The organism is Arthrobacter sp. Z5-13 (genome assembly GCF_056499105.1).
In genome coordinates this window covers 2,464,565-2,488,120 of sequence record NZ_CP096460.1, presented here as the reverse complement: position 1 = coordinate 2,488,120, position 23,556 = coordinate 2,464,565, and the positions used below count along the sequence as shown (strand labels likewise).

At 61.6% G+C, this 23,556-nt stretch carries 25 protein-coding genes; 6 read left to right on the top strand and 19 right to left on the bottom strand.

Annotated features, from left to right (window positions below):
• Positions 1–12 precede the first annotated feature (12 nt).
• Positions 13–2,349, top strand: coding sequence for a beta-glucosidase (locus M1E02_RS11865; protein WP_479374469.1), 2,337 nt, complete (start codon positions 13–15; stop codon positions 2,347–2,349).
• Here M1E02_RS11865 and M1E02_RS11860 read toward each other — a convergent pair.
• The 11 genes from M1E02_RS11860 to M1E02_RS11810 form a co-directional block, all read right to left on the bottom strand.
• Positions 2,346–2,663 (bottom strand): hypothetical protein, encoded by a 318-nt coding sequence (locus M1E02_RS11860; RefSeq protein WP_479374468.1) that lies wholly within the window; start codon positions 2,661–2,663, stop codon positions 2,346–2,348. The two genes, M1E02_RS11865 and M1E02_RS11860, sit on opposite strands and share 4 nt — an antisense overlap.
• A gap of 256 nt (positions 2,664–2,919) precedes the next feature.
• Positions 2,920–3,648 (bottom strand): FadR/GntR family transcriptional regulator, encoded by a 729-nt coding sequence (locus M1E02_RS11855; RefSeq protein ID WP_479374467.1) that lies wholly within the window; start codon positions 3,646–3,648, stop codon positions 2,920–2,922.
• 44 nt (positions 3,649–3,692) lie between these two features.
• Positions 3,693–4,364, bottom strand: coding sequence for a FadR/GntR family transcriptional regulator (locus M1E02_RS11850; RefSeq protein WP_479374466.1), 672 nt, complete (start codon positions 4,362–4,364; stop codon positions 3,693–3,695).
• A 71-nt stretch (positions 4,365–4,435) separates the two neighbouring features.
• Positions 4,436–5,227 (bottom strand): PIG-L deacetylase family protein, encoded by a 792-nt coding sequence (locus tag M1E02_RS11845; RefSeq protein ID WP_479374465.1) that lies wholly within the window; start codon positions 5,225–5,227, stop codon positions 4,436–4,438.
• A gap of 81 nt (positions 5,228–5,308) precedes the next feature.
• Positions 5,309–5,695: a VOC family protein gene (locus M1E02_RS11840; RefSeq protein ID WP_479374464.1), complete on the bottom strand. Its 387-nt coding sequence runs from the start codon at positions 5,693–5,695 to the stop codon at positions 5,309–5,311.
• The gene (locus M1E02_RS11835) at positions 5,692–6,498 is read right to left on the bottom strand and encodes a hypothetical protein (protein ID WP_479374463.1); all 807 of its coding nucleotides are present in this window, start codon (positions 6,496–6,498) and stop codon (positions 5,692–5,694) included. The genes M1E02_RS11840 and M1E02_RS11835 overlap by 4 nt, the downstream gene beginning before the upstream one ends.
• 43 nt (positions 6,499–6,541) lie before the next feature.
• The gene (locus M1E02_RS11830) at positions 6,542–7,693 is read right to left on the bottom strand and encodes an ROK family protein (protein ID WP_479374462.1); all 1,152 of its coding nucleotides are present in this window, start codon (positions 7,691–7,693) and stop codon (positions 6,542–6,544) included.
• A gap of 116 nt (positions 7,694–7,809) precedes the next feature.
• Positions 7,810–8,736: an ABC transporter substrate-binding protein gene (locus tag M1E02_RS11825; RefSeq protein ID WP_479374461.1), complete on the bottom strand. Its 927-nt coding sequence runs from the start codon at positions 8,734–8,736 to the stop codon at positions 7,810–7,812.
• 80 nt (positions 8,737–8,816) lie between these two features.
• The gene (locus tag M1E02_RS11820; protein ID WP_479374460.1) at positions 8,817–10,178 is read right to left on the bottom strand and encodes an aspartate aminotransferase family protein; all 1,362 of its coding nucleotides are present in this window, start codon (positions 10,176–10,178) and stop codon (positions 8,817–8,819) included.
• 29 nt (positions 10,179–10,207) lie between these two features.
• Entirely contained in the window at positions 10,208–11,257 is a 1,050-nt protein-coding gene (locus M1E02_RS11815) for a phosphotransferase (RefSeq protein WP_479374459.1), read from the bottom strand.
• 91 nt (positions 11,258–11,348) lie between these two features.
• Positions 11,349–12,023 (bottom strand): haloacid dehalogenase type II, encoded by a 675-nt coding sequence (locus tag M1E02_RS11810; protein WP_479374458.1) that lies wholly within the window; start codon positions 12,021–12,023, stop codon positions 11,349–11,351.
• A gap of 268 nt (positions 12,024–12,291) precedes the next feature.
• Between M1E02_RS11810 and M1E02_RS11805 the strand changes: the two genes are divergently transcribed.
• The gene (locus M1E02_RS11805; protein ID WP_479374457.1) at positions 12,292–12,531 is read left to right on the top strand and encodes a hypothetical protein; all 240 of its coding nucleotides are present in this window, start codon (positions 12,292–12,294) and stop codon (positions 12,529–12,531) included.
• Positions 12,532–12,579: 48 nt separating this feature from the next.
• Here M1E02_RS11805 and pdxR read toward each other — a convergent pair whose 3' ends face one another.
• A complete protein-coding gene (gene pdxR, locus M1E02_RS11800) occupies positions 12,580–13,974 on the bottom strand; it encodes a MocR-like pyridoxine biosynthesis transcription factor PdxR (RefSeq protein WP_479374456.1) in 1,395 nt (464 codons plus the stop codon).
• A gap of 57 nt (positions 13,975–14,031) precedes the next feature.
• Between pdxR and M1E02_RS11795 the strand changes: the two genes are divergently transcribed.
• Positions 14,032–14,988 (top strand): dihydrodipicolinate synthase family protein, encoded by a 957-nt coding sequence (locus tag M1E02_RS11795; RefSeq protein WP_479374455.1) that lies wholly within the window; start codon positions 14,032–14,034, stop codon positions 14,986–14,988.
• Positions 14,989–15,017: 29 nt separating this feature from the next.
• The gene (locus tag M1E02_RS11790) at positions 15,018–16,235 is read left to right on the top strand and encodes an MFS transporter (protein ID WP_479374454.1); all 1,218 of its coding nucleotides are present in this window, start codon (positions 15,018–15,020) and stop codon (positions 16,233–16,235) included.
• Here the strand turns inward: M1E02_RS11790 and M1E02_RS11785 are convergent.
• The 4 genes from M1E02_RS11785 to M1E02_RS11770 are packed head-to-tail and all read right to left on the bottom strand — an operon-like array spanning position 16,232 to position 19,347.
• Complete coding sequence (locus M1E02_RS11785; RefSeq protein WP_479374453.1) at positions 16,232–17,458, bottom strand: trans-sulfuration enzyme family protein; 1,227 nt, start codon at positions 17,456–17,458, stop codon at positions 16,232–16,234. The genes M1E02_RS11790 and M1E02_RS11785 overlap by 4 nt on opposite strands.
• Positions 17,459–17,489: 31 nt before the next feature.
• Positions 17,490–18,212, bottom strand: coding sequence for a B3/B4 domain-containing protein (locus M1E02_RS11780; protein ID WP_479374452.1), 723 nt, complete (start codon positions 18,210–18,212; stop codon positions 17,490–17,492).
• Positions 18,205–18,807 carry a helix-turn-helix domain-containing protein gene (locus M1E02_RS11775; RefSeq protein ID WP_479374451.1) on the bottom strand — a complete coding sequence of 201 codons (603 nt, stop codon included), beginning with the start codon at positions 18,805–18,807 and terminating at the stop codon, positions 18,205–18,207. The genes M1E02_RS11780 and M1E02_RS11775 overlap by 8 nt, the downstream gene beginning before the upstream one ends.
• 48 nt (positions 18,808–18,855) lie before the next feature.
• Positions 18,856–19,347: a MarR family winged helix-turn-helix transcriptional regulator gene (locus M1E02_RS11770; RefSeq protein ID WP_479374450.1), complete on the bottom strand. Its 492-nt coding sequence runs from the start codon at positions 19,345–19,347 to the stop codon at positions 18,856–18,858.
• 175 nt (positions 19,348–19,522) lie between these two features.
• Between M1E02_RS11770 and M1E02_RS11765 the strand changes: the two genes are divergently transcribed.
• Together M1E02_RS11765 and M1E02_RS11760 are read left to right on the top strand one after the other, a co-directional pair.
• Positions 19,523–20,203: a GTP cyclohydrolase II gene (locus M1E02_RS11765; RefSeq protein ID WP_479374449.1), complete on the top strand. Its 681-nt coding sequence runs from the start codon at positions 19,523–19,525 to the stop codon at positions 20,201–20,203.
• A gap of 39 nt (positions 20,204–20,242) precedes the next feature.
• Positions 20,243–20,596: a TraR/DksA family transcriptional regulator gene (locus tag M1E02_RS11760; RefSeq protein WP_479374448.1), complete on the top strand. Its 354-nt coding sequence runs from the start codon at positions 20,243–20,245 to the stop codon at positions 20,594–20,596.
• On the opposite strand, the gene M1E02_RS11755 is transcribed toward M1E02_RS11760, so the two are convergent.
• The 3 genes from M1E02_RS11755 to M1E02_RS11745 all read right to left on the bottom strand — a co-directional run bounded on the left by M1E02_RS11755 (position 20,494) and on the right by M1E02_RS11745 (position 23,555).
• Entirely contained in the window at positions 20,494–21,930 is a 1,437-nt protein-coding gene (locus M1E02_RS11755) for an MFS transporter (RefSeq protein ID WP_479374447.1), read from the bottom strand. The genes M1E02_RS11760 and M1E02_RS11755 overlap by 103 nt on opposite strands.
• A gap of 208 nt (positions 21,931–22,138) precedes the next feature.
• Positions 22,139–22,804, bottom strand: a complete 666-nt coding sequence (locus M1E02_RS11750; protein WP_479374446.1) for a GntR family transcriptional regulator — start codon at positions 22,802–22,804, stop codon at positions 22,139–22,141.
• A 43-nt stretch (positions 22,805–22,847) separates the two neighbouring features.
• Positions 22,848–23,555 (bottom strand): GntR family transcriptional regulator, encoded by a 708-nt coding sequence (locus M1E02_RS11745; protein WP_479374445.1) that lies wholly within the window; start codon positions 23,553–23,555, stop codon positions 22,848–22,850.
• Position 23,556: the final 1 nt, after the last annotated feature.

Here is a 23,556-nt window from a genome sequence, read left to right as displayed (position 1 = left end):
ACATCGCCCACAATGTCCAAGACCAGTCCAACCGGCACCCCGGGCAAGGACTGGCGGGACCAGTCGCTCCCTCCTGGGGAACGCGCCCGCCTGCTCACGGCAGAGCTCACCCTTGAAGAGAAAGCGGCTCAACTCGGATCCGTCTGGCTGACCGACTCGGCTGACGACTTCGCGCCAAAACTGGACGATAGGCCCAGGGCCGCCACCGATCCTTTCGAGGGTGGGCTCGGCCAGCTCACTCGTGTGTTCGGCACGGAACCCGTTACCGTCGCCGAGGGAGTGCGCCGCCTGCGCGAGCTGCAGGAGCGCGTCGTCGCCTCAAACCGGCTTGGGATCCCGGCCATCGTGCACGAGGAGTGCCTCACCGGACTTGCGGCCTACGGCGCCACCGCGTTCCCCACGCCACTTGCCTGGGCGGCGACGTTCAACGAGGAACTTGTCCGCGAGATGGCGGAAGCGATCGGCTCAGACATGCGCGCACTCGGCATCCACCAGGGACTCGCCCCCGTCGTCGATGTTGTAAAGGACTACCGCTGGGGCCGCGTTGAAGAGACCCTCGGCGAAGACCCCTACCTCGTTTCGCAGCTCGGCACCGCGTATGTCGCGGGGCTGGAGAGCACGGGGATCATCTCGACGTTAAAGCACTTCGCCGGGTATGCGGCATCCCGGGATGCCCGCAACCACGGGCCCGTCAGCATGGGTGCGCGGGAGCTGGCAGACACAGTCCTGCCCCCATTTGAGGCCGCATTGAGGCACGGAGGCGCCCGCAGTGTCATGACGTCCTATACAGATATCGACGGGGTGCCCAGCAGTTCGAACCGCCACCTGCTGACGACGTTGCTGCGCGAGCGATGGGGTTTCGAGGGCACCGTCGTCGCCGATTATTGGGCCGTGCCGTTCCTTTCCGCGATGCATCAGGTAGCGGTCGATACCGCTGATGCGGGCCGGCTGGCACTGCAGGCAGGAGTCGACGTCGAACTTCCGCAGACAGCGGGATACGGTGAGTTGCCCCGTTTGATCCGTGCGGGCATCGTGGAGGAGAGTGACCTGGACCGCTCTGTGCAGCGCCACCTCCGGCACAAGTTTGAGGTGGGACTGTTCGATGATGGGCCGCTTGTTCCGGTGAATGCCGAAAGCGTCGATCTGGACAGCAGCCGCAATCGAGAGATCTCGTCGCGCATTGCGGAGGAGTCGGTAGTGCTGCTGCGCGATGAGGATGCGCTGGCGCTTCTCCATTCGGGGAGAATCGCGGTCCTCGGCCCGGCCGCGGATCAATTTCGCAGCCTGGTCGGATGCTACGCGTTCCCCAACCATGTGCTTTCAAAACACCCGGGGCACGACCTCGGGATCAAGATTCCGACCGTGTTAACCGCTATCCGCGAAGAGTTCGGAGCGGACCGCGTGGGGTTCGAGGCCGGAGCGGAAATCCACTCCGCTGACGCCGGCGCCACCGCCGCTTCCGCTGCCTCCGCCTCGTCCGTCGCCGCAGCCGTTGACCTCGCCCGTAAGAGCGACGTGGCGGTGGTGGTGGTCGGCGACATTGCCGGGCTGTTTGGTGACGGTACCTCAGGTGAAGGCTGTGACGCCCCGGACCTTCGGTTGCCTGGGGGACAAGACGCGCTCGTCACCGCCGTCCTCGACACGGGTGTGCCGACCATCCTGGTCGTGTTGTCTGGCCGCCCGTATGCCCTGGGCGCCTACGAGCAGGCGCGCGTAATCGTTCAGGCGTTTTTCCCAGGAGCCGACGGCGCCGCGGCAGTTGCGGGAGTGCTCTCCGGGCGCGTGCCGCCAACAGGGCGCTTGCCCGTGCAGATCCCGCGCTATCCCTCCGCCTCGAGGACGTACTTACAACCGGCGCTAGGGCTCTCGAATCCCGGGATAACGGCTTTGGACAATGCACCGATGTACCCGTTCGGATTCGGGCTCACTCGGGGCACGATCGTCTACGAAACAATCACGGCTGCCGCGGACCTCGGCACTGAGGGCTCGATGGACGTGGCCGTGACAATCAGCAACCACGGCGCCAGCACCGTTGAGGTGGTCCAGCTCTACGCGGCCTTCCCCTCAGCGCCGGTGGTCCGCCCGGCCGTACAACTCATCGGGTACGCCCGGGTCCCGCTCGGGTCCGGCGAATCGCGGACGGTTACCTTTTACTTAGACGCTGCCCGACTCGCGGTGACGGGCGAAGACGGGGCGCTCGGAGTAGACCCCGGTCCGCTGCGGCTGATCGCAGGCCCGTCGGCCACCGCGGCCGCCGTGACGGCGGAGGTGACCATTGTCGGCGAGCGGCGACTGCTGACGGAGCGCGCACTGCGCACTCCGTGGTCAATCGGCGCCTCGATCAGCTAGCTACCCAAGCTGGCTTTTTTCATTGGTTGTCCACAGTGCATGTAGTGGCCGCCGAAAATCAGTACTTCCCCTGTTTGATCGGTGCTGGACAGGACCATGGACACGTCGGCAAGTCCCGCAAGGTGTTCGTCGAAGCGTCCGCATCGGCTGCAGGTGTAGGAAACCAGGACCACATCGGCAGGATGATCCGGTAAATGAACAACCGATGTGATGCTTAGACGGCGGTCGGTGCCGCAGTTGAAGCACATCACTGGCAGCACGCGGGGCGGCTGGCCGGCGCCGTCACTGCGGAAGCCGGGCGATCCGAGGGACATGATCAGGCCCCCAGCGGGACATCTGTGGCGGGGGCAGGGGAGTTAGCGTGGTGAAGGAATTGCTGAAAATGGGAGGTGGCCATATGGGGCTCTTTCCTCGCGGTGCACGATCGGCCGCCGTGAGGCTACAGCAGCTACCTCCGGGCGGTGCACAACGCCGGGAGTGGTTCCGCTGCGGAAAAATGCTTGCGCGCAGGGACCTGCATCGAAAATACCCGTGCTGGCCCGGGCTGTATACCCTTTCGGGGAAACCAGGCTATAGCTGCGCCTGAGCCTCCAGGAATTCCTGCACTCCCAACAGATGGTTGGCCATCCGAATCCGTGCACCCTCTGTGCTGCCTGCCCGGAGGGCTGCCAAAATGGCCAAGTGCTCGGCATGAGTGCGATCCACGGCTCCCTGCACTGCGATGGCCCTCCAGAGCCGCCCTCTGACAGTGCGGCTGGCCATGGCCTCAATGAGGGCTTCGAGCGCCGGATTTCCAGAGGCTTTGGCGATCAGACGGTGGAATTCAAGGTCCGACTCAAGGATGGCCTCGTGGTCAGGTTCGCTGCCTGCAGCGATCAAGTGGCCGGCAGTATCCAGAATGGCCTCAGCCGCGTCCAAGTCAGACTCGCTCATCCGCGAAGCTGCCAGCGCCGCGGCCTCCGATTCAAGAATCCGGCGGACGTTTTGGACATGAGCCACCCCAGCTGCATCCTGAAGGTCGATCATGAACTCCATGGGTGCCAGCAGCCTGTCCGCCGAGAGCGAGGTCACGTAGGTCCCGTCGCCTTGTCGCGTTTCCAAAATACCCATGTTTGCCAGTGCCCGGACCCCTTCGCGCAAGGAGCCACGCGAGACGGTCAGAGCGGCGGCTAAGTCCTTCTCAATTGGAAGCCGCGAGCCCGGGCCCAGCTTCCCGCTGGTGATCATCTCTTTGATGCCTTGGACAACAACATCGGTTTGGGAGATCGAGGGAACCCCGGCCCGCGTTTCGGAAGACATACATTCATTCTAGGAGCAGCGGCTGCGACCTTACGAGTGGCACCTTACAGTGCCTGTCTCAGCCAACTCTCGACACCGCTGATGTGGACCGTGACAAGGGCACGGACCAGTTCGGCATCCCCGCGTGCCAAGGCGTCGGCGATTGCCTTGTGTTCTGCAAGGGTATGCGCCACGGCACCGTCCTGCGTCAGTCCGCGCCAAATGCGGGCGCGCACCGTGCTGCCGGAGAGGGCGTCCAGCAGGCTCTCCAGATACGCATTGCCGGCTGCCCTGCTGATCATGCGATGAAACTCGAGGTCATGGGCCACAAGTTCCTTCACGTCCGTATGCTCGTCAATGCCGTCCATCGTGGCGCGAAGCTCCAGCAGTTCGGCGTCGCTCATCTTGCTGGCAGCGATGAAGGCAGTGGCGGGCTCAAGGATACGTCGGACCTCGAAGAGCTCCAGGATGGATTTGTCCTGATGGAGTTCAACGACGAAAGCCACAGCCTCATTCAGAAGCTTGGCATCAAGGCTGGTGACGTAGGTACCGTCACCACGCCGGACATCCAGAACGCGAATGAGTTCGAGGGCCTTGACCGCTTCCCGGAGGGAACTGCGCGACAAACCGAGGCGGTCACTGAGTTCCTTCTCCGGTGGCAGACGGTCGCCGGCTTTAAGCTCGCCCCGCAGCAGCATTTCCTTGATTTTGTCGATCGCCTCATCAGTCACAGCCATGGGAACATCTTAGCCGGATTCATCCGACGTCTGATGTGGTCCACTCGCAGCGTATCCAGCGGGACGACCGCTCACAGCCCTTCAAACAAGTCTGTCAACAACGGGCTGTCTGGCGGCCTGACGGGCCAGGCTATAACTGAGGATTCCCTGGATACGATTCTGGCCCACCGTCGCTCGTTCACCCCGGGATCGACGATGACATGGCGCTGGGACTTGTGCTCCAACAGTCCTGCCACTATCCGGTCCGCTACCTCGCTCGTGTCCACGTCAATGTCGATCCATTCGTCAGGCACCGGGCGCAGGTGATACTCGCGAGCAGGGTCCCAAGGCTCCATGCCCTGTTGTTGTCGCGTCTGGTTCCAACGTTCGAAGGTTGACGCCCGCAACGCCCCATGGACGAGTCGCTTCAGACCTGGGCCCGGCACCCGTCGCGCCTGCGTAAAGGCTTCATCCGTGGCCCTGCCGACGGCGATATGGTCCCGGTGTCCGGTGATCCCATCGGGACCAAAAGTGACAACTACTTGCGGGCGTTCCTGGAGGAGGATGGACAGAATCCTCCCGACGAGCTCGTCAAACGGGACTTCCGCCAGATGGCCGTCCGAGTAATCCAACCATTCGTGACGGTCCGGGATTGTGCCGTGGGCCCGCCAGGCATTGACGCTTTCCCTCCGCCGCCATGCACCCAATTCCTGTGGTGTAGTCGGGACGCCCTCGGCAATCTGCCCGGCCCCACCGTCAGTGGCAAGAACCAGGCAGAACCGGAAACCCGGGTCGTTCTCGTGCAAGGCAATTGAGCCTGCGCAACCGTAGGCATCATCGTCAGGATGCGCAACCACAACCGCCAGTGAATGTGGTTCATCCATACGAGAGAGGCTAAACCCCTATGACCCGGAACAACAGTCCATCGGCGATGGCGGTTTGAGGAACGAAGGGAGGCAGGGAATCTATGCGGCGCCCGATCCGTACGGACGAGTGATCGCTTCGAGGAAATGACCGTCGGGGTCCACGAAGTAGACCCCCCGTCCGCCGTCGTTATGGTTGATCTGCTCTGGACGGGACCGTGCCGGGTCCGCCCAGTAGGGGATGCCCTGGGCCTGAATCCTGGCGAAGATTCCGTCGAAGTCCTCCTCGGTGACCAGGAAGGCGTAGTGCTGCGGGGAGATGGGCCGGTCCGCCGTCGCGAAATCGAGGGCCACGCCATGCTCGAGGGGTACTGTCAGAAAGGACCACATCGCTTGGGGCGTCGGGAGACCGAGCACGTTGGCCAGGAACTCCGCCGACCTGCGCTTGTCCGTCGCATAAACGATGGTGTGGTTGAAACTGACCGTCATGACGACTGCCCGACTGGCAGCACCAGCATGTAGCCGGTGGGTAGATTGCTGCTCCAGCGTCGGGGCTCGCGGACCACGAATTGCGTCGCCAGCTGCTCGGGGCTCAGCAGTGAGTTGGGCGCAGGGGAGGGTCCCCACGGATCGCCGCCGTACGGGTAGAGCGGATCCTGGACCCGGATGCCAGTGACGGAGAACTCCGGGAACTGGCCCGGATCGCCGAGTGACTCGAAGCCGCTCATCACGGACACGTGTCGACCACGCCACAGGACCAGTCCGACCGGCCTGTCCGTCTCCACGACGGCGCGCGCAGCGGTCAGCAGCGCTTCCTGGTAGTCAGCGATGCTGACGACTGTGTACGGCCCCATCCCTACTTCATTCAGAACCTGCGCCCAACCTAATGGGTTGGCACCGTTGAACGAATTTGACGACCGCGCCCTGGCCATCTCCCACAGCTCGCCCTGCTGAACGCTGTCGGCCCAGGTGCTGGCCCCTGTGTCGTCGATGAGGTTGTGCATCATCTGGATGCTCGCCGCCACGCACCACTCAAAGGTGTACTGCGGCACGTAGTCGCCCTCCTGATAGAGGTTGAGGGCGAACGGCTGGGGGACGGGCGGCGGGGTGGGAACCGGCGGCGGGGTGGGGGAAGGTGGCGGGACATTATCAACGGCGGCCGCCGGTGCCGAGGCGGTCTGGCTCGGACGATCGGTGGCAGCCTCGTCGAGCTTGACCGCGGGAACGCATGCCGAGAGGAGGGTGGCTAGGATGACGAACCACGCCAGAAGACGGAACTGGGCACCGGTCATGATCAATCCAGTTTATCGCGGCCCGAATCCGTCGGGCAGAGGTCTACAGGCTTTCGTCTACGCCGCGGGTCTCGAACATCAGTTCCCGGAGCCGGGACTGGGCCAGGGCGAGTCCGGCATACGCCGCTCCCCAGGCCACCGATAGGCCGATGACTTGGTACACGACCCTGATCTCCGGGACGATGGGGAGGTTTTGCGCCAGCCGCCTGCGCGCCTCGGGTAGGACCTCGTCCACGAGGGGGCTCAAGCGCCCCACAAAATACACGGACTCGGGGTCCAGCGTAACTGCAACTGCACCGACAGCGGTGACGATCGCTGTCGTGAAGGCGTCCACCACTTCCGTGCGTGACGCGACTTCCTGCGGCTCGGACCAGAGCTCTTCAATGTCCTCCAAGTCCAGTCCCCGCGCCTTGGCGAATCGGAGGAGACCCTTTGAGCTCAACAGCCCATCGAGAGTCTCGTTGCCAACGCCTGAGAAAAGAACACCACCCAGATCACCAAAAGCTGGGGTCCGTCCCTGGGTGATTTCATGATCAGTACAACCAGCGAAGCTCAGCACCGTACTAAGCATGAACAAAGCAGCATTCCCTATGCTCGCATCATCCCTCAGGATTACCCGGAGGGATGCGCTGGCATCGCTCTCAAGGATCACGGGAGCCTTCAGCTGGTCTTCAATGATCTTCTGGAGAAGAGAACCTGTGAACGTTTTCGTAGATTCTGCTGTCGCCGACAACCTAGTGCCATTCGCGACACGGCCGGGCAGCGCGGCAACGATCTGGCGTAATGGACCCTCTGCGGAATCAGTTGTCTCCACAATCAAGTTCACGAGCCGATCTGCGGTGGTCTCAACGTCTCCACCTTCAGGGCTGGGAATAATTGTGTGTCTAACCTCACGACCCCTCAGGTCCGTTACCAAGACGCACGTGGTTTGCGCCCCGAAGGAGATTCCGACAACGTGGCCAGCTGTGCCGGGTACATCCAGATAAGTGGAGCGCCGACCGCGGCGCACAACTGCATCCATTCCCTGTTCAACGACAAAACCGTCAAAAAGAAGCTCATCCACCTTCCGCGACACAGTCGGCTGGCTTAAACGCGTCAACTCGGTCAATCTGCTTCGTGTCAAAGGCGCCTCTGAAAGGACGGCGGCAAGGATCGAAGCTTTATTGAAGTCACGTGTCGTGGGGTTGCTACTCATAGCCCAACCTTAATCAGTTTTCAGGCCGGCCACTGGCACAGCGATTCCGTGCGAGGTGTCCGGCCAAAGGGGTAGCCCGCCCCGGCAACGCGGCAAGGTGCCGGGACGGGCGGCTGTTAGCGGATTGCGGCTTCGGTGATGGCTGATTCGCTGAGGCCCCAGTATTCGAGGGCTTTCTTGTATTCGGGGGTTTCGAGGACGGACTGGATGGCTTTTTGCAGGGCGGGGGTCAGGGGTGATCCTTTTTTGAGGCCCATGGCGACGTTGGTGTTGGTGCGGGTGTCCATCCTGGGTTCGAGGATGTGGAAGTGGTTGGGCTGTTGTTCGTTGGCCCAGGCCAGGGCGCTGGCGTCGTAGAAGACGCCGTCGATGCGCTTGGAGTCGAGTTGGGTGAGGGCTTCTTGGACGTTGGGCAGTGTGATGCCGTTGATGGCGGGTTGGCCCTTTTCTTCGCAGGTCCATTTGGAGACGTTGGGGAGGTGCTTGAGTTGCTGGGTGGAGCCTTTGGTGACGCCGATGTTCTTGCCGCAGAGGGTCTCGTTGGTGAGTTTGAGGGGGTTGTCCTTGGCTACTGCTACGGCGGAGCCGCCTTTGAGGTAGTTGATCATGTCCAGGACCTTGAGGCGTTCTTCGGTGGCGGACATGGTGGTGGCTGTGAAGTCGTAGCGGCCGCCGTCGATGCCGGGAATGATGGTGTCGAAGGCGGTGTTTTCGAACTTTAGTTTCAGGCCGAGTTTTTTGGCGACGAGGCGGGCGAGGTCGGGGTTGAGGCCGATGGGGGTTTGGTTGTCTTCGGCGAGGAAGGTCATGGGCGGGGAGCTGAGGTCCATTGCGACGGTGATTTCGCCTTTGGTTTTGAAGGACTCGGGCAGCAGTGCGACAGCGGCGGCGTCGGGCTGGACGCCTTCTGAGATGTCACGGGTGTTCTGGGTCTTGGACAGGTCCGTGGCCGGAGTCCCGGTGGCCGCGCCGCCACAGGCAGTCAGGGCCAGCAGGACAGCAAGCCCCGCGGCCGCCGTCTGGGCTTTGTTGATGGTTTTCATGGTTCTTCCCTTCAAATGGTGTCAGCTGAAGTGATCCGCTGAATGAGTTGTTTAGTGAGACTCCCCGGGCCCTGTTTGGGTTAGCGGAGTGCCTTGAAGGCGCGGCCCATTCCTTCGAGGAGGCGGTCGGCGTCGGTGCTGGAGAAGGGCATTGGGGGGCGGAGTTTCAGGACGTTGCCTTGGGCGCCGCAGGCGGAGATGAGGATCCTTTCGTCCCGGAGGGCGTTCACGATGCTGGCGGCGGCGTCGCCGTTGGGTGTGACGGTGGTTCGGTCGGTGACGAGGTCGACGCCGATGAAGAAGCCGCTTCCGCGGACTTCTGCGACCTGGTCCAGGGCTTGGGTGAGGTCTTTTAGGCCGCTGATGATTTTTTCGCCGACTTTGTGGGCGTTTTCAATGAGTGATTCCTCGCGGATGACGTCCAGGACGGCTTGGCCGGCGGCGATGGCTACCGAGTTTCCGCCGAAGGTGTTGAAGTAGCGGATATTTTTGCCGAATTCGACAAGCAGTTCCGGTTTGAAGATGGCGGCGGCGACTGGAATGCCGTTACCCATGGGTTTACCGATGGTGACGATGTCGGGGACGATTCCGTGGCGTTGGAAGCCCCACCATTCGGCTCCGGTGCGGCCGAAGCCTGGTTGGACTTCATCGGCGATGTAGAGGCCCCCGGCGGCGTGTACTTCTTCGATGATGGGGCGGAGGAATCCTGCCGGGCCCGCGAATATGCCGTCTGAGGAGAAGATGCTGTCGGCGATGAAGGCTGCCAGTCCGATGCCGTGGCGGTGAAGGTCGGCTATGGCGGCGCCAACCTGGTTCCGGAGGTGGTCTTCCAGGGATTCTTGATCGGATGAGTTTCGGAGAGCGTCGGGGGCGTCGATGACCCGTACGTTCGCGCCCAGGGGCACACCAGCGCCTAGTGACGGGGAGAAGGATGCTACTTCGGTTGTCAGGCCGTGGTAGGCGCCGGAGGTGACGATGATGCCCTGATTTCCGGTGGCATATTTTGCCACGCGCATGGCGAGATCGTTGGCTTCGGACCCGGTGCAGGTGAACATGACGTGGCCAAGTTCGGCGGGGAACGTGGAGAGGAGCTGTTCGGAGTAGTCGAGGATGGATTCCTGGACATAGCGGGTGTTGGTGTTCAGCATCTGCATCTGTTCGTGGACGGCGGCGACGACCTTCGGGTGGGCGTGACCGACCGAGGGGACGTTGTTGTATACGTCGAGGTAGTCGTTTCCGTCGCGGTCAAACAATGTGACGCCCTTGCCGCGGACGATTTCGATGGGGGTGTCGTAGAAGAGCCGGTAACCGGGTCCGAGGCTGTGGTCCCGGCGTCGAATGTTCTTCTGCATCTGATCCGGAAGCTCATCTAGGCGGTTGGGATCAAAGCCATTGATCATAGCCCTGGAAGGCTTGCGGATGGTTGGGGGAGTATTGCTCATGGTTTTCCTTGATGGCTAGTGAGTCTGGTTCACGGTGTGAAGAATTTTGGTGCAGGGGCAGCGGCTGCTGCGGCGAGCCTGTCCCAGTCCGGCTTTGAGTGGGAGAGCAGATAATCGCGCCTTTGAGGCAGTTGGTTTGCGCGCCACTGTGTTATTAGTGCCCGCAGGAGGAGCCGGGCCTGGGCTGAGACTATAAGGGCCTCCAGCTCATGGTCCGGCAACGGACGAATGCTCCGGTAGCCATCCACGACGGGAAGTGCCAGTTCCCATGGGTTGGCCGGGTTTGTTCCCAGGAGGTTGGCCATGGTGACGCTGATGTCGAAGATCACGGGGGTTCGCACAACGTCGCCAAAGTCGATGATCCCGGTCACGTACTCGTGCCTGTCAGGGTTGACAATGACATTGAACGGACTGAAATCCCCGTGGACAACCTGAGACGTAAGGGTGTCCAGAAGCGGAACCACTTTCTCGTCGAACTGATCGAAGATGTCTTCGGCCAGGCAGCTTTTTTGCTCATCATCAAAGTAGTCAAGAAGCGGGCGCATCCGGTGAAAGTGCTTGAGGTCCCACAGGAGCATACGGTCGGCACGGGGATGATCGAAGTCCTGCAAAGCAAGGCCCAAACGGGCAAGGCTTGAACCCACCAATTTCAGTTGACCAGCTGATGCCGCATGATTAGCCAGCAAATCTCCAGGCATGAAGCGCATCACCCGAAGTACCCGGTCAAAGGGTCCAACAGACGTCGGGATGAGGGCTTGTGGGTCTCCATCACGGCTCCTGATTAGGCGCTGGACCGGAAGTTCAGGGGCAATCCGTTCCAGATACTCCATGCAGGAGGTCTGAAGGTGGACGATCACCGGGTCTTCATCCGGTGGTGACACCTTTACCAGATAGCTATCTTGTCCATTTTGGAGGCGGAAAGTCTCATCCTTCTCGGTGGGTATGCGGACAAGCGCCCCCTTCAGGCCGTAGGACTGTTTAAGGAGCTCCAAGACAGCGGACTCAGCGAGCTGAGTATGCTTCACCAGGAGACCGCTCTCTGATGCGACGGCGTCGATAAATTTGGCGTCCGTACTCACGCCGTCCCTTATAGCTTGGGCCGGGACGGTATGAACACCGGCGGGGTCAGAAGAGGGACTCATCTCACACTTTCAATTGTCGAAGGAAAAGTTAGAGACCGAGGTGCTTGTTGATCTCGTCCAGGGACTTAACGGCGTTGTAGTCGTAGCCCCCGGTAATCGGGTCATAGCCACGGTCCAGCACCCAGAGGTTACGGAAGCCCATGTCGTGCATCGGGTGCATGTCGTAGCGGGTGTGCGAGGCGATGTGCAGGAAGTCCTCCGGCTTGGCGTTCAGGGTGTCGAGCATGTACTCGAAGGCCTGGTAACGCGGCTTGTAGGCCTGGGCCTGCTCAGCAGTCAACACGGCGTGGAAGTCTGCGCCGAGCTTGGGAATGCTGATCTCCAGGAAGCTGTCGTCGGCGTTGGAGAGGGCCACGAGCTTGTAGTTGTCGCCCATGAGCTTCAGCGGAGCGGGCACGTCATCGTGAGCACCAAAGTTGCGTACGGCGTCAGTGAACTCTGCGCCCGCGCCAGGGGTCGGGCCGATGCCAAAAAACTTGCATACCCGGTCAAAGGAATCCTGAAGGATCTGCTCGTAGGGCTTGTAGTCGCCGCAGACCTCGTCGAACCGGTACCCGCGGAAAACCTTCTTGAAAGCGGGCCACTGCTCTTCAGGCAGACGGCCTGCGAGAAGCCGGAGGGTAGTGGAATCAGTATTCCAGTTGATCAACGTCCCGTAGATATCGAAGGAGATGTACTTCGTCCGGGAATTCATGTCTGGCATTTATCGTCCGTTCATTGAGTTTGGAGAGTATCGGTCGTCGTCAGGCCTCCTGCTTCCACAGGGGCCGAGGATCATTTGATTCACTCTGAATCTAAATAAGAAAATGTCAGTTGTCAACAAAAATCTTCCCGCTCTGCAGGCCTGCAGGACTTGATGCAAAAGAATCGCCACGCAGGCCTATCGTTGATTGTTGACAATCGGCTAATATGAAGGATGTGCATTACCAACCGAGGCCGGTGTATTTCGGCCCTCTCAATGAAGGAATGTCATGAAGAAACGTCGCCCGGCCGCTTCGACTCTCGTACTCGACGAGCCATCACGCACTGGTCACCACTGCCCGAAGACTGGATGGTGGTCCGCCGTCGGTGATTCGACTGAAGCGAGGTTCATCATCAGGGGAGAGGTAATGCCCGCGGTGAGTGGCACCCCTGCCTCGTGGGCATTCACAGAGGCGGCTGGCGGAACCCGGGGAATGGGACTCGAACCCGCACTCCACCTAACGTCCTAGGACGCAGAAGTTCCCAGCTTCGGCCGAGTTGCATCCGGTGCGTTTCCTTCAACTCGCGTCGAGAAGGCTGCACAGGACATTGAGTGCTTGGGACAGCTGGAGGTCGGTGACGGCACCGTACCCTATGACAAGGCCGTTCATTGGTGGCCGTTCTGCGTAGTAGTCAGCCAGGGGCACCACCCGGATTCCCTGCTCCAGAGCTTTCGCAGCCACAACTGCAGCTTGGGGTTCCGGGAAACGGATGACGGCATGGAGCCCTCCGTCAAGGGCGCCGAGCTCCAGGTTTTTGCGTTGGCCGAGGCGCTCAATGAGCAGGGCACGGCGGTGCGAGTACTCGCGGCGGGCACGTGTGATGTGGCGTGAAAGCCCGCCTTCTTGGATGTAGTTCGCCAGAGCTGATTGCAGCACTCCTGCCACCGGCGTATCCATGGCCTCGCGTAGGGCTTTGAGCTCCCGGCCCGCTTCGCCGCGAACCACCAGATAGCCGCAACGCAACCATGGGCTCAGGTTCTTTGAGAACGTGCCCAGGAGTACCACCTCAGCAGTTGTTGGCAGCGATGCAATGGCAGGAAGGGGCATTCTGTTGTGGCGGAACTCGCTGTCGTAGTCATCCTCGAGAACGAGCACATTGTGTTGGTCGGCCCAGTTCAGGAGCCCCAGCCGATCCTGGACGGCCATTCTGCCCCCCAGCGGATACTGGTGGCTGGGCGTGATGAGAACCGCGTCCGGAATTTCCTTTAGTGCGGCCAGTTGTGAAGCCCGCAGGCCGTCCTCGTCCACCGGTACGGTCAGCAGCTGGGCGCCGGCGGCTCCCATGACGCGACGGGCTCTGGGGTAGCCGGGATCCTCAAGCAGGACGCGGGGCCGGTCTCCTCGGGTGCGAAGCATGGACACAATCAGGTGCAGCGCGTCACTGGTTCCGGCCGTGATGATGACATCGTCAGGTTCGACGGCGAGTCCGCGCGATACCCCCAGATGTCCTGCGACAGCTTTCCTGAGTGCCAAGGTGCCAAGTGCGGGCGGCAGGTGCGTGTTTCCTTGTTCGGATAATGCCAATTTCCAGGCGTTGCGCCATTCGCGATTCCTGAACGGTGACCCGGATGGCCGCCCGGGAGTCAGATCTATCACGTCAGCCGTGTCCGGGCTGCTGTCGGGCTGCTGTTCCTTTTTGGGAGGGCGCTGTATGTCCGGGCGCACAACCACCCTGGTCCCGCCCGCTCCGCTGCTCTCGAGGAACCCTTCCCCGGACAGTTGCTCGAAAGCCCGGACCACCACACCACGTGAAATGCCCAAATCTGAGGCCATCCTGCGGGTGGCAGGAAGGGTGTGTTCGGGCTGGAGGAGTCCGGTGAGGATGGCTGTCCGCAGCTGGCCTGCCAGTTGTGCGGCCAACGAAAGGGTGCTGTCCCTGTCCAGTTCGATGGGGATTTCGGCTTCACTCATTGGACCTCCAAAGATAGTGATTCTTGGACCTAGTGTAGGACCAAGGCCTTTGGCAGCATGAAATCCGTAACTACCCCACGCTGCGCTCTGGCCTCTGCCTGCACAGCCACACGAAAGAAGGACTCCGTGTTCAACGGCCTCAGTGCATTCCCCCTCACGCCCATGAAGGGCGAAGATGTCGACCTCAATGCCGTTGCCATGCTGGTTTCCCGCGCAGCCCAGGCCGGAGTGGACTCCCTGGGTGTCCTTGGTTCGACCGGGAACTATGCCTACCTGTCCCGTGATGAACGGCGGGCCGTCCTGGAGGCGTGCGTGGATGCCGCTGACGGCATTCCTGTCCTTGCCGGTATAGGTGCAATCCGTACCCGGGACGTGCTCGCGTTGGCAGGGGATGCGCAGACTGCAGGCGCGTTTGCCTTGCTGCTGGCTCCCGTCTCCTACCAGCGACTCACCGAGGCAGAAGTATTTGGCCTGTATGAGGAAGTTGCGGCTGAATCAGCCCTTCCGGTCGTGGTCTATGACAACCCTGGTACAACGGGGTTCACCTTCTCTGACGATCTTCACGCCCGTATCGCCAGGATCCCGGGAATAGCGGCGATAAAGATCCCACCACCTGCCGCCGAAGAAGTTCCTTTCCGGGTCGGCAAGTTGCGCTCCGGGCTGCCGCCGGAGACATCCGTGGGGATCAGTGGGGACTGGGTAGCGGCCGAGGCGCTTCTGGCCGGTTGCAACGTTTGGTATTCGGTAATTGCAGGGGTGCTTCCGCAGCAGGCCAAGGCCATCGGGGACCACGCACTGGCAGGCCGCCGCGATCTGGCTCTGAAAGCGTCGGCAGCGCTTGAGCCGGTGTGGCAGTTGTTCCGAACCTACGGCAGCCTCCGGGTCACTGCGGCCTTGGCTGAAGAGCTGGGGCTGGTGCCATCATCAGCGCTGCCGCTCCCGTTGCGTGGGCTGGACGGCGAGGGCCGGGAAAAGGTTGTGCAGGCCATCCGTACAAGCGGGCTGGAGGTATAACCGGTGACCGTGATGTGGAGGAGGGCACCGTGAGCCTTATTGGCCGAAAAGACCGGACCGACATGGATTTGGGAAAGTCCACGGTTCCTGGAGGTCTTGCACGTTACGTTCTTGCGGCCACGCTGGCCCGCAGTGCAGACGGCGGTGCCGTCGTCGCCGTCGTCCTTCTTGTGACCACCAGCGGAGCGCCCGGGTGGTTGGCCGGAATCCTTGCTGCGTGCATTACCGCCCCGCACCTCTTTGGCCCCCTCATTGCGAGGCGTCTGGACACTGCCCGTGATGGTCGAACGGTGATCGCCTTGGCCTGCATTGCGCATGGCCTGACCCTGGCTGCTGCCGTCCTGCTGTATCCGTTGACGCCGCCCATCGTGCCGGGCTTACTGCTCCTGGCCTCCGGGCTGGTCGGTCCTCTCTTAACGGGTGGCATCAGTAGCCGGCTGGCGGCCATCGCAGGCAGTGACAGAACCAGCCAGCGCAGGGCCCAAGGGTGGGACGTTGCCACGTACGGTATCGGCGGCACCATCGGCCCCGCGCTCGTGGCGGCTGTCTCCGCATGGGCAGATCCTGCCATGGCGGCACTGATCCTTGCCGGCTCGACAGTTGTCGCGGCCGCCCTAGTCAGACTCCTGCCTTATTCACCACCTGCAGCTGCTCCCTCGGACGTTCCCCGGCCGGGCCGGACACTGCTGATGATGGTGGGAAGCGGTCCCTTGCGCCGCACGCTCTACCTGACTGTCGTCGTCGCCCTGTCTGTCGCAGCGCTGCCCATCACCGCCGTCGCCTCCACGGGGGAGCTCCGTGTTGAACCGGCTGCAGCCGGGATATTGACGGCTGCGTATGGTCTGGGCGGACTGATCGGATCCGCGGGCGTCATGATCCGGCCCATGAGAGCCGATGCGGACCCGCTGATGACCTGGCTCGGTGCTGCCGTGGGTGCTGCTCTTTGCGGGGCAGCTCTCGCCGGAGTATTCCCTGCGGCCATCGTTGCCTACGCTTTCGCCGGGCTGCTCAACTCCTGCTTCTTCGCCGCAACCTTGGCAGCCCGCAGTGAGTACGCACCTGCTGAGGCGCGGGGTCAGGTATTTGTCTGGGTGGGTGCCTTGAAGATTACGGCCGGCTCGGCCGGCACTGCTGTGGCAGGGGCAGTGGTCGCATCTTCTGCCCAGCTTCCCTTGTTCCTGGGATCCGGACTCATCATTGTGGCGGTAACCGTTTCGGTCCTTGACCGCTACAGGAATCGGGCTTAGAGCCCTATTTTTTCCCCGAGCGTTTTGTCCAGGGCACTCAGGATGTCGTCAATGATGTCTTCCGGGTCCTCGAGGCCGATCGAAAGACGCAGGTGACCGTACTTGTGGAAAGAGGCCGGGTAATTTTCCGATCCTCCGCGGGCATCCGGGCCCACGTGCACGATGAGCGTTTCATCGTGTCCAAGGGACACAGCGGAGGTGATGACCTGCAGGTTCTTCACGAAGCGGTTTTGGGTTTTTGAGTCCCCTTCGACGGCGAACGCAAGCACACCGCCGTATCCGCGGCCACCGAACTGTTTGCCGGCGAGTTCGTGCTGTGGGTGGGAGGCCAAGCCGGGGTAGAGAACGTAGGCAATCCGGGCGTCGGATTCAAGAAAAGCTGCCACCTCTTCAGCGCTTGAGAACTGCTGCTTGAGGCGCAGCGGCAAGGTGACGGAGCCGCGCATGATCATCCATGCGTTGAACGGGGAAATCACGCCACCGGCGTCGACAATGGCGTCGTGCCGTATGTGCTGGACCAGTTCGCGTCGTCCGATCACCACGCCGCCCATAGCGTCGCCGTGGCCGTTGATGTATTTGGTCAGCGAGTGGATGACAAGATCGGCCCCGTCGTCAAGAGCGCGGTAGAAGGGTGCCGGCGTGAACGTAGCGTCGATGGTCAGCAGTACGCCGGCGTTTTTGGCGATGCCTGCCAGCGCTGCGACGTTGGCCACCTTGGTTGTCGGGTTTGCAATGGTTTCGGCATGGATCAGTTTTGTGTTGGGGCGCACTGCAGCCCGAACTGCCTCGAGATCATCGGCGTCCACGAACGTCGCCTGGATGCCGTATTTTTCCGGAAGAAGTTCGCCAAACAGGCGGTACACCGCTTCGTACGTCACGTTGGAGACCACAACGTGATCGCCGGATTTCAGCAGGGTGAAGAAGACCCCGTGCAGTGCGGCCACACCGGTTGCGAAGGTGGCGGCAGCCTCAGCGCCCTCCATGGCGGCGAGCTTGGTCTCAAGAGCCACCTGGTTGGCGCCGGCGTTTCGCGTGTAGACCAGTCCTTCGTCAACACTTGACCAGTCCATATCCGACGGGTCATCGGGCAAAACGTAGGAATTTGCCATGGTCAAGGGGGTGCGGAGCGCGCCTGTGCCCTTGTCGATGCTGTTTCCTCCGTGGACTGCCCAGGTGGAGTCATGGACGGAGGCCGGGTTGTGCTTGTCAGGGGTTCGCTTCATTGCTGTGGTTTCCTTTGGAAAGTCGTGTGCTTCACTGAGCGGCCCCAACGAGGCGCTGGGCGGTGACGACGTCGGGACCAAGACGGACGATGTGTTTTGTCAGGTCTTCACCCGCGGCGAGGAGGGCTTCGGTGGTCAATGGCTCGAGAGCGTCGAGGATGAACAGGGCTGTGGTGGTCTCGTCCCGGAGTTGAGTGCGCCGGCCTTGGCGCCAGTTCCAGCGGCGGCAGGTCACGCCGTCGTCATCACACCAGACCACCTCACCTTGATCGGGGTATTCAATCAGTGGCGATCCGCTTGCCACGGTGTCGAACGGTTCCTGACCCGTTGCGCGGATAAGCCGAGGCGCCCCGATGTAGTGTGCGAGGTCTTCGCCGCCGAGAGGAACCTGGTGCAGCACCGAGACAGCGTTGTAGAGGTCCGTGAGCCTGTTCACCCGGGGGAGCCCGGCGTCAGCGCGGCGGACCAGCGCTTCAAGGCTGTTGCGGGTTCGGTTTGGCTTCGCGCCAAAGGCTTGGTACGCCGCCCGCCATGCAGCAACGTGCGGGAGGTGTTCCACTTTCTGCTCGGCGAGTGCCGCTTTGGCCGCTTCTTCTGCCTGCTCCAATAAGGCATTGCTGGCGTCGTCGCTGGGTCCTGGCACGAGTCCGTCGACGGCGATCAACAGGGCACGGTAGTCGGGCCGAAGCCCGAATACGGCGGGCTCCACGTGCGCTGCCGCGAGGATTTCCCGGAGGGCTTCGGCGTTACGCATTTCCGGCCTCCCGATGCGGTGAACCCACGCCACGCTCGAAGACTGCGAGCGAGAACCTCGCCGGTTCAGTGCTGTTGTTGGCGTATGAGTGGGCCGCGTCCCCGGGGAAGGTTATGGAATCGCCGACGTCGAGGGCGACCGTTTGGTCCGCGACGCTCACCTCAACAGTTCCTTCCTGAACCTGCAGGAGCTCTTTGGTGCCGGGGGTGTGGGCTTCGCTGGCGTGCTTGTCGCCCGGTCCGAGGATCCAATCCCAAAGTTCCACAACTTCGGGAGGTTCTGTCCCGGCCACCAGCACGCCGCGGCCGCCGGATTCGCTGCTCCAAAGAACCGCCCCCTCACCTTTGCGGATCACCTTGACGGCCTTGGGTTCGGGGGACTGCACCAGATCAGGGAGGCCCACTCCGAGGGCATCGCTGATTCGCAGCAACGTGCCCACGCTGGGGTTCATTGTTGCCTGTTCCACATTGATGATCATGCGGCGGCTGACCCCGGCGGCTTCGGCCAACTGATCAAGGGTCCAGCGGCGGGCCTGACGTTCCTGTTTGACCCGCGCGCCGATGGCAGACGCCAGAGAGGCTATGCTTTCATTCATAAATGCAGCATAGTGCACTAATAGTGCATCTTCAATATGATGGTCGTGTCAGTTGTCGCCTCGGAGGCATCGGTCGTCCGGGTCAATACCCCGCATGATGCGTTGGCAGATCTCACCCAGCTGTCGCGACTGCTTTTTGGTGAGGGGATCAAGCACAAGGCGCCGGACAGCCTCTACATGGTTGGGGGCGGAATTCTGAATCATCTCCCAGCCGTCCTCGGTGAGGGTGGCCAGGGTGGCGCGGCCGTCGGTGGGGTCGGGGGAGCGGCGCACCCAGCCGCGCTTTTCAAGTCGGGCAATAACCTGTGAGAGGCGGGGGAGTCCGGATTCAGCGAATCCGGCCAGGTCACTCATCTTCAGGGTCCGATCTGGAGCCTCCGAGAGTCCGGCGAGAACCATGTACTCAAAATGGCCGACCCCGGCATCGCGCTGCAGTTGGACATCGAGGAGCGGCGGTACCCGCATCATCACACCAATAAGAGCGAGCCAGGTCTGCCGCTCCTCGCTGTCCAGCCAGCGGGGGTCATCAGAAGTATTCACGGCTCCAGCATAGCTGAAGAAGGTTCACGCTTGAACCTTAATTTCCGAGAAATCACTTGCATTGTGAACTGAATAAAAGTATGGTTGCTTCAACCTTGAAGTAAACCCGACTTCCGGTCCTGACCTTTCTTACCGATGTCAGGGCGGCTGTTCCTGTTCCAGATTAGGATCCGAGATGACTGAGAACATCGAAGCACGCGGCACTGGCGCAACTCTTTGCGCGGCGACGGTCCGGAGTCAGGTCAGTGTCCCACTGCGCTTTCCCGACGGCTCCTCTGCGGAAGCGGAGGTACTGACCTTCCATGGATTGGTGGACGGTAAGGAGCACCTGCTGCTTGCCCTGGGCGAGTGGGAGCAGGCATTGCTGCACGATCTGCCGCGAGAGCAAGCGCCGCTCGTCCGGCTGCACAGCGAGTGTCTGACGGGTGACGTCTTCGGATCCGAGCGCTGTGACTGCGGACCACAGCTTCGCGAAGCTGTGGAACAGATCTCAGCCGTCGGCGGGTTCCTTCTCTATCTCCGCCAGGAAGGCCGCGGCATAGGCTTGTACTCCAAACTGGACGCCTATGCGTTGCAGGATGCAGGCCTGGATACTTATGAAGCCAACCTGGCCCTCGGCCACGGTGAAGATGAACGGGACTACACCGCGGCAGCCCAAATCCTGACCGCCCTCGGCGCAGGTACAGTCCGCTTACTGACCAACAACCCGGACAAGGTGGCACAGTTGGTAGCCCTCGGGATCGACGTGGCGGAACAGGTTCCAACTGGAGTGCACCTTTCCGAGGCCAACCACCGGTACCTGGCCGCAAAGCGGGACCATACCGCCCACACGATCGATCTTTCTGGCTCCGCCTGAACCCTTGAGCCTGGAACAAGCACGGGGTAGCCTGCGGGCATGGTCGATGTGGCACGTTTCCGGGCCCTTCTCGAGGAAGAACGGGACCAAAAACATGCCCTCCTAAAGGCACTCCGCCGGGACATCGGTTCGGTGAATGCCGCCCGGCAGAACTCCAATGTCGACGACGAGCATGATCCCGAAGGCAGCACCATCGCTTTCGAGCTCTCCCAGGCCACTGCACTCTTGGAGCAAAGCCGGACCGGATTGGAGCAGATCGAGGCAGCTCTTGCCCGGATTGCTGATGGCAGTTATGGACTCTGTGCAGTGTGTGGTGCTGACATTCCGGAGGGCCGTCTTGAAGCCAGGCCTTGGACGCCGTTCTGCATCGGGCATGCATCCGGAAGGTCCTGAGTCATTGCGGCGGGGGAGGGCAATTTGGGAACGAATTTGCGGATGAACGTTGCCGTTATCGCTCCGAGCAGGGACAGAAGGAGCCACGGAGCGGCTGCCGTGATTGAGGGCGTGTAGGCGAGTTCGTACAGTGGGGCCAGAGCGGTGTTTCCGATGACGACGGCGAGCCCTCCCGCGCTGGCGAGCAGCCCGTAGTAGGCCCCGGTGGGACGTCCGGCGGAAAACTCGAGTACCAGTCCCATCGCTATGGGCGTCACGCACATGTTGCCGAGGGCGAGGCCTGTCACCAGCACGAGGGCGGGCAGCATCGGCAAATCGGCTGGCGGTGGGATGATCGCCAACGCAGCGACGGAAGCGAAGCCCGTGGACTGGAGGGCAAAGCCGAGGGGGAGCGCTGTTTTGGGTCCGGCTTTGCGCATCAGCCGCGCAACGGGCCATTGAAGAGTGATCGTCAGGACTGACGCGTAGGCAAAGACGATCGCCAGGGCCTGGACACCGGCGCCGCTGCGTTCCAGTTCTACGGGAAGGCCGAAGTAGAGTTGGTTGGCCGCCAGGAGATTGACACTGTAAAACGCAGCGAATCCGATGAACCTTTTCTCCCTGAGGCAGGACCACAGGCCGGACGTCTGTGGATGGCCGGCCAATGCGGTTGAGGTTTTGGGTTCCTGGATTTGGGGTTTGGGGATGAACAGCCAAAAGACCAGCGCCATGACCGCGAAGACGGCGGACCCTGCCAGGAGGGCGGTATCAAAGCCGGTATGGAGCAGCAGGGATCCAAGCAGTGGGCCCACAACCGTGCCTATCTCCCCGAATACCACCACCAAGGCAAAAAGCGATGATCTGTTGTGCTGCTTGCCCTTGCTGTTGCGAGCGGTGTCCTCTTTTGTTCCACCTTCCCCGGCTTCCGCCTTCCGAGTCGCGCCGCCCTGGGAGGCAGCCGCCACGAGGCTTTGAAGGGCGGGTGTAAACAGGGCCCCGCCAATGCCCGTAACCACGGCACCGATCAAAAACAACGGGAAGTCTGAGGCCCAGGCCAGCGTCAGGAATCCGGTAATCCGCACCAGGCAGCCGGCGATCATCGACTGCCGCGCTCCCCACCGGTCCGCGATCACCCCGCCGAAAAGGAACATGCCCTGCTGGGCGAACGTGCGCGCACCCAGGACGATTCCAATGGCCATCGCGCCCATGCCGAAGTCGTTCCGCATAGCGACCGCGAGAAACGGAACAACAGCAAAGAAGCCGATGTTGAAGATAAGCGGGCTGGCCAGCAGTAGCTGCGGCGCAGGCTCAACTCTTACAGGGCGCCGGGTGCGTTTGAGGCGCAACTTTCGCACCGCCGTCGGCCTCATCTGTTGCTGCCTGCTGGGAGGGCGGAGAACATGACGGATCCTTAGTGCAGGGGGTGGGGTGTGCTCCAAGCTTATCAAGAATGATTCGCAATAACGGCGATATGGCGGTATATGACAAGGGGTGCCTTCCAGATGGAAGACACCCCTGTGGAGTTTACGAAGAAGCCGAGCGCTCTCGACGCCGGACGCCAGGCTACGTTTGCTGTGGACTTTCAGCGCTGAGCGCGTTGCGGAACTGGCCGCCCATCTCCTGGCGGAAGGCATCGAAATCGCCGTCCAAGGCAAGCGCAGCCAGCCTCTCGTGTTCAACGGCGATTTCATGGAGATCGCTGTAAGTAGGGTGATCGACGGCAAAGTAGAGACGCAGCTTGTTTTCCCAACCGTTCCAAAGAGCCTGCAGGGCTGAGTTTCCCGAGAATTCGTAGAAAAGCCTGTGGAAGCGGAGGTGAGCGTCAACGCTGGCCGGGATATCGTGCGTGTCCGTGGCGCGGTAAAGTTCCTCGATGGTTTGCTTCAGCCGAAGCTGTTCAGCGCCGCGCAAAGTTGGAGCCGAGAGTTCGGCAGCGTAAGGCTCCACGAGTAAACGGATTGCTGCGATCTCGGCGACGTCGCGGGCACTCACCTCTACAACGAAAGATCCCCGGAAGGGGATCTTCACGACCAGCCCTTCCTCCTCCAGCTTGGTTAGCGCCTCACGCAGCGGGGATCGACTGATTCCGAGATCGGCCGCAATGTGTGTCTCGCGCAGCTGTTCCCCCGGAGGCACACTTCCGTCCAGGATGGCTGTACGCAGCACGCGGTACACGCCGTCCGGCGTGGTCGTCCGCTGTTCCTGCCACTTGAACTTGCCGTCCATCATTCCCCCTCTTGTCGATTGTCGATTATACCGCTTTGGCCTCAACCTAAGGGTTAGGCTCTCCAGGCTGCTGAGTTGGGGCAAGTTCATCGATGGCTGTCTGCATATGCCGCCTGATGGCCTTGAGGAGACCTTCCCTGTCGCGTGCCTTGAGTAGATCCACGATGTTCTGGTGTTCGTCCAACAACACCTCCATTCGTGCATGAGAGCAATCCAGGTCGAGGCTGCACATTCTGGATTCTGCCGCCAGAGTCTTGTAGATACGGATGAAACGGGAATTCCCCGCGCCGGCAACGAGGGCAGAGTGGAACTGGAGCTCAAGGCGTGCCATTGTCGGCTGGTGGGAAGTGGTCACCTGCCTGGCCATCTCACCCACAATCTCCTGGAGTGCGTCACGGGTGGCTTTGATGTGCCGGGGGCTGCCATCCAACAGCCTGCCGGCCGCAGCGGATTCGACGGACTCACGAACCTTGTAGATCTCTCTCAGGTCATGCCTCTCAATTTGGGAGACGAACACTCCGTGATTGCGCCGATAGACGAGGATCCCTTCCTGGCACAAGCGCTGTACTGCTTCCCTGACCGGGCTTCTGGACATGTTCAGCTGGCTCGCCAGGACGTATTCATTGATCTGTTGCCCGGAGCGGATGGATCCCTGGACGATTTGTTCACGCAGATGATCAGCGATCAGCTGTGCTGTGGGCTTTTCCTCCAGGGCAAACAGTTCTTCTGGTGCCACCACTGACATCCCACTCATC

Excerpts from the sequence above, each read along its gene's own strand:
- M1E02_RS11795 (WP_479374455.1), top strand. The coding sequence starts at position 14,032 with ATGAAATCCGTAACTACCCCACGCTGCGCTCTGGCCTCTGCCTGCACA.
- M1E02_RS11825 (WP_479374461.1), bottom strand. The coding sequence starts at position 8,736 with ATGAAAACCATCAACAAAGCCCAGACGGCGGCCGCGGGGCTTGCTGTC.
- M1E02_RS11750 (WP_479374446.1), bottom strand. The coding sequence starts at position 22,804 with ATGATGGACGGCAAGTTCAAGTGGCAGGAACAGCGGACGACCACGCCG.
- M1E02_RS11760 (WP_479374448.1), top strand. The coding sequence starts at position 20,243 with ATGGTCGATGTGGCACGTTTCCGGGCCCTTCTCGAGGAAGAACGGGAC.
- M1E02_RS11765 (WP_479374449.1), top strand. The coding sequence starts at position 19,523 with ATGACTGAGAACATCGAAGCACGCGGCACTGGCGCAACTCTTTGCGCG.
- M1E02_RS11835 (WP_479374463.1), bottom strand. The coding sequence starts at position 6,498 with ATGACCGGTGCCCAGTTCCGTCTTCTGGCGTGGTTCGTCATCCTAGCC.
- M1E02_RS11820 (WP_479374460.1), bottom strand. The coding sequence starts at position 10,178 with ATGAGCAATACTCCCCCAACCATCCGCAAGCCTTCCAGGGCTATGATC.
- M1E02_RS11775 (WP_479374451.1), bottom strand. The coding sequence starts at position 18,807 with ATGAATGAAAGCATAGCCTCTCTGGCGTCTGCCATCGGCGCGCGGGTC.
- M1E02_RS11850 (WP_479374466.1), bottom strand. The coding sequence starts at position 4,364 with ATGGCTGTGACTGATGAGGCGATCGACAAAATCAAGGAAATGCTGCTG.
- M1E02_RS11845 (WP_479374465.1), bottom strand. The coding sequence starts at position 5,227 with ATGGATGAACCACATTCACTGGCGGTTGTGGTTGCGCATCCTGACGAT.
- M1E02_RS11860 (WP_479374468.1), bottom strand. The coding sequence starts at position 2,663 with ATGTCCCTCGGATCGCCCGGCTTCCGCAGTGACGGCGCCGGCCAGCCG.
- M1E02_RS11855 (WP_479374467.1), bottom strand. The coding sequence starts at position 3,648 with ATGTCTTCCGAAACGCGGGCCGGGGTTCCCTCGATCTCCCAAACCGAT.
- M1E02_RS11840 (WP_479374464.1), bottom strand. The coding sequence starts at position 5,695 with ATGACGGTCAGTTTCAACCACACCATCGTTTATGCGACGGACAAGCGC.
- pdxR (WP_479374456.1), bottom strand. The coding sequence starts at position 13,974 with ATGAGTGAAGCCGAAATCCCCATCGAACTGGACAGGGACAGCACCCTT.
- M1E02_RS11830 (WP_479374462.1), bottom strand. The coding sequence starts at position 7,693 with ATGAGTAGCAACCCCACGACACGTGACTTCAATAAAGCTTCGATCCTT.
- M1E02_RS11780 (WP_479374452.1), bottom strand. The coding sequence starts at position 18,212 with ATGCGTAACGCCGAAGCCCTCCGGGAAATCCTCGCGGCAGCGCACGTG.
- M1E02_RS11805 (WP_479374457.1), top strand. The coding sequence starts at position 12,292 with ATGAAGAAACGTCGCCCGGCCGCTTCGACTCTCGTACTCGACGAGCCA.
- M1E02_RS11810 (WP_479374458.1), bottom strand. The coding sequence starts at position 12,023 with ATGCCAGACATGAATTCCCGGACGAAGTACATCTCCTTCGATATCTAC.
- M1E02_RS11865 (WP_479374469.1), top strand. The coding sequence starts at position 13 with ATGTCCAAGACCAGTCCAACCGGCACCCCGGGCAAGGACTGGCGGGAC.
- M1E02_RS11745 (WP_479374445.1), bottom strand. The coding sequence starts at position 23,555 with ATGAGTGGGATGTCAGTGGTGGCACCAGAAGAACTGTTTGCCCTGGAG.
- M1E02_RS11785 (WP_479374453.1), bottom strand. The coding sequence starts at position 17,458 with ATGAAGCGAACCCCTGACAAGCACAACCCGGCCTCCGTCCATGACTCC.